Below are 4,190 nucleotides of genomic sequence, written 5' to 3' on the forward strand. Positions count from 1 at the left end.
CTGGGCGGACGGCTTCGCCGCCCTTGCCCGGCCGGCGGCCGCCGATCGCGCTGCGCTGCTGCTGAGGCTCGCCGGCGGCCTGCAGGAAGTCGAAGCCGCCGCCGCGCTAGGTCTCGACGACGCTGCGTACCGCGATGCCCTCGCACGCGCCTGCCCGCGCGACTCCCTGGGATACCCCGATGCGGGCGCCTGGCGCGCCTTGGCCGAGGCGATCCAGCAGCACCTGCGGGAACTGCCGGACCACCGCCTCGCCACGCTCGCGCGCCTGCGGGAAGAGGCCCTGGCAGGGATTCGCATCACACCACCGGCACCCCAGGCGGGACCGGCAACGGCGGTTCCGGCCGCGCGCCGCCGGTATTGGATCCTGCTGCTCGCGTTCCTCCTGCTCGCGGCGGCCGGCGCGGGGCTGTGGTGGTGGCGTGGGTCGCCACCGGGGGCGACAACGTCGCTGCCGGCCGTGAGCGCGCTTTCTGATGAAGGCGTCGCGGCGCTTCCGGCGGATCCGGTGATCACCTCGGAACCGCTACCCGCCCCCGATGCGCCCGTTGGCCGCGCCGCCGGGATCGCCACCGCCGACGCTCATGCCGACTTTGCCCTCCTGTCGGACCCCGAGGGCGAAGCGCTCGCGCGCGAGGCGGATTTCCTGGCCTGGTACGTGGCGGGTGCCGGCGCGCCCACGTCTGACGCGGGAGCCGCGACCGATGCCGCCCGCTGACGTCAGGCGGGCAACGGCCCTGCGCGCGATCGCCGTGATCGTGCTGTGGGCGGGCATCGGTGCGTCGTCCGCCCAGGAGGCCTCGAATGCCGCCCGCTGGGCCGCGATGTCGCCGCTGGCGCAGGCCGCGTGGCAGCAGCGGCGCGTGGCATGGGACGCCTTGCCCGCGCACGAGCGCGAGGACCGTCGCGCGCGCTACGCCGCCTGGCGGGCGTTGGATGACGTGCAGCGCGCCCGGCTGCGTGCCGCCGCCGCCGAGATCGCCGGCCTGCCGCCGGAACACCAGGCGGCGCTGCGCACCCAGTTCAGCGTGCTGGACGCCATGCAGCGACGCGGCTGGCGCCTTGGACCGGAACTCGGCGCCGACTGGCCACGGTTGCAGCCGCTGTTCGCGTACGTGCCGCCGGCCGAACGCGAGGGCCTGTTGTCGGTGCTGCGCCGACTGGATGCGGAACAGCGCGATGACCTGGCCGCCCTGGCGCAGCGCCTGCCACCGCAGGACCGCGATGCCTTCCGCCGTGAACTGTTGGCGGTGCCGGAGGGCCAGCGCCGCGCGTGGCTGCGGCAGCGGCGCGATCGGTAACGGGGCGGCGTCGCCACGCGAGGGCGCAAGGCTCGCCTCGCGCTACGCGTTCGCCCACGTACTCAGCATCAGGTACATGGCCCCCATCACCAGCATGATGAAGTACACCGTGCCCAGCACCGAGAACTTCACCAGCGTCACCACCCCGTGCTGGCGGTACACGCGCTGCTGCATCCACAACAGGTAGAGCGGCATCCAGCAGAAGACCAGCATCTGCGCCATGCGCACCAGCCAGGAGGCGCCCTCGGGCAGCAGTCGGCCGATGCCYGCGCACAGGAAGATCGCCAGCAGGCACAGGCACAGATAGGCGTGGCTGTAGAGCGCCACCACTAGGTGCTCCAGGTAACCTCGCCGCGTCTCGATGTAGAAGAGTTTCAGCAGCACCGCGAACAACGGCACCAGTACGAACAACACCGACGGTACCGAGCCGATCAGCAGGTTGAAGAAGTGCGACGGGTCCTGCTGGATGCGCGGGATGTTCTGCTCGGCGCGCGCGAGCTTGCGGCTCAGCCACCGGTTGGCGAAGTCGGGCAGTCCGCTGAGCCGTACGGGGTTGGTCTCTGCATCGAACGGCTTGTCGCCGACGCTGATCAGGGGCTGCGCGGCCACCTCGGGCAACGGCTGGCCCTCGGGAAAACGGTCGGGCAGGGCGAGCGCAGGGTGGTCGGGCTGCAGTTCGGCGATGCGCTCGCGGGCGAGTCGCTGCGTCGAGAAGATGTTGTCTTCCATCGGCTTGCGCACGAAGCCCAGCCCGGCCGGCAGGCTGGCGCGTGCCGACACGAGGCCATCGATCGTTTCGTCGCGCAGCTTCAGCACGTCCTCGACCGTGGCGGCCTTGCTGAAATCCACGCCGCCCCGGTCGGGGGCGGCCATCAGGTTGGTGGGCTTGCCGTCGGCCGCCGCGGGGACGGACGGCGGCGCGATCTGCACGTTCGCCAGGTCTTCGGCGTGCAGGGTGAGCTTGGCCACGAAGAACGTCAGCACGGCCAGGATCACGAACAGCCGCAGCGGCGCCACGTACGGCGCGCGGTGGCCGGACAGGTACGCGTTGGCAAGTTTCCCCGGCGACATCAGCGCGCGCAGTGTGCGGAAGATGCGTCCGTCCAGGTGCCAGAACGATTCGAACACCTCCTCCACCGCATGCCCGAAGCTGCGCAGCGGGTTGTGCGCGTTCTGCCCGCACTGGTGGCAGAACCCGCCCTGCAGCGGCGTCTGGCAGTTCTCGCACGCGCGGGCGTGCACCGTGTCGGCGGGGTGCGATGACGTCATGGGGTGTTCGAACGGTGCGGGTGGCGAGCGGGTAAGATACCGGCCTCCCGTGACCCGGTGCCAGCGCGAAACCGTGCGGCCGCAGTCCGGCGGTTGATCCTCATGTCTTCCCCTGCTCTCCCGACCCCGCGCTTCGGCCAGGAAGTGCGCTCGACGGCCACGCTCGCCCTGCCGCTGGTGCTGGGCCATGTGTCCACTGGACTGATCGGTTTCGTCGACAACGTCATCGCCGGCCACCACGCCACCGCCACGCTCGCGGCGGTGACGGTGGGTACCGCGTTGCTGTGGCTGCCCATGATGGTGCCGATCGGCACGCTGATCTCGCTGACCGCCTCGGTCTCGCAACTCGATGGTGCGAACCGGCGCAGCGAGATCGCCCCCCTGTTCCGGCAGGCGCTGTGGCTGTCGCTGGGCCTTGGCCTGTTGATGTTCGCCTTCCTGAGCCTGGCGCCGCATGCGCTCGCGGCATTCGGCATCGCGCCCGACATCATCCCCGGCGCCACCGCCTTCCTGCACGGGATCCGCTGGGGCGTGCCGGCGCTGACGCTCTATTTCTGCATGCGCTACCTCAGCGAAGGCACGCACTGGACGCTGCCGACGATGATCCTCGGCTTCGGCGGACTGCTGGTGCTGGCGCCCGCCGGCTATGTGCTGGCCTTCGGCAAGTTCGGATTCCCCGAAATGGGTGCGGGTGGCCTCGGCGTCGCGTCGGCGCTGACCATGTGGCTGCAGGCGACCGCCTTCGCGATCTACCTGGCGCGATCGACGCGCTTCGCCGACCTTCAATTGTTCGCGCACCTCGAGCCGCCGCGCCGGGCACCGATCATGCAGTTGCTGCGCACCGGCCTGCCCATCGGCATCACGGTGCTGATGGAAGGCAGCCTCTTCATCGTCACCGCRCTGCTGATCGCCCGCCTCGGCGCCACGCCGGCGGCGGCGCACCAGATCGCCATCAACGTGTCGGCGCTGTGCTTCATGATTCCCATGGGCGTGGCCGAGGCCACGACGGTGCGGGTGGGGCATGCGGTGGGGGCGGGCAACGTGCAGGGCATCCGCCGCGCTGCCCATGCCGGCTATGTCATCGTGCTGGCCACGCAGGCGATGTCCGCAATGTTCCTGCTGCTGGGCCACGACCTGGTGGTGGCGCTGTACACCGATGATCTCGCCGTGGCCGCGCTGGCGGGTACGTTGCTGCTGTTCGCGGCGGCGTTCCAGTTCCCGGACGGCATCCAGGTACTGTCGGCCGGCGCATTGCGTGGGTTGAAGGACACGCGCGTGCCCATGTGGCTGGCGGTGGTCTCCTACTGGGGCCTGGGCATGCCGCTAGGTGCCGGGCTGGGCCTGGTGCTGGGCTGGGGGCCGCAGGGCATGTGGCTGGGCCTGATCGTGGGCCTGACCGCCGCGGCGGTGCTGCTGGGCTGGCGCTTCGAGCGCAGCAGCCGGCGCCACGCGGCGCTGCCGGCCGTGCCAACGGTGACCAACGGGGCATGAAAGCCCCGCCGCCGCACGCTACAGTGGCCCCAGTTTCCCGGAGCTTTCCATGAGCCAAGTCGCACCCGCACCCCGTCGCAGCCCGATCGTCGCGTTCTTCGTCGGCCTGTGGGACGTGATGAACTTCACCCG

At 70.8% G+C, this 4,190-nt stretch carries 3 protein-coding genes and 1 pseudogene; 3 read left to right on the forward strand and 1 reads right to left on the reverse strand.

The window, feature by feature from the left end; translation table 11 throughout:
* Positions 1-715: pseudogene (locus AC04L7_RS13465) on the forward strand (hypothetical protein); the annotation flags it as partial.
* On the forward strand, positions 702-1,298 hold the full coding sequence (locus tag AC04L7_RS13470) for a DUF3106 domain-containing protein (protein ID WP_435996379.1): 597 nt from the start codon (positions 702-704) through the stop codon (positions 1,296-1,298). The pseudogene AC04L7_RS13465 and the gene AC04L7_RS13470, both read left to right, overlap by 14 nt.
* A gap of 42 nt (positions 1,299-1,340) precedes the next feature.
* On the opposite strand, the gene AC04L7_RS13475 is transcribed toward AC04L7_RS13470, so the two are convergent.
* Positions 1,341-2,567: a DUF3667 domain-containing protein gene (locus AC04L7_RS13475; RefSeq protein ID WP_435996381.1), complete on the reverse strand. Its 1,227-nt coding sequence runs from the start codon at positions 2,565-2,567 to the stop codon at positions 1,341-1,343.
* Positions 2,568-2,669: 102 nt separating this feature from the next.
* On the opposite strand from AC04L7_RS13475, the gene AC04L7_RS13480 reads away from it, so the two are divergent.
* A complete protein-coding gene (locus AC04L7_RS13480; protein WP_435996383.1) occupies positions 2,670-4,058 on the forward strand; it encodes an MATE family efflux transporter in 1,389 nt (462 codons plus the stop codon).
* Positions 4,059-4,190: the final 132 nt, after the last annotated feature.

Source organism: Pseudoxanthomonas sp. LjRoot204_2 (assembly GCF_056175765.1).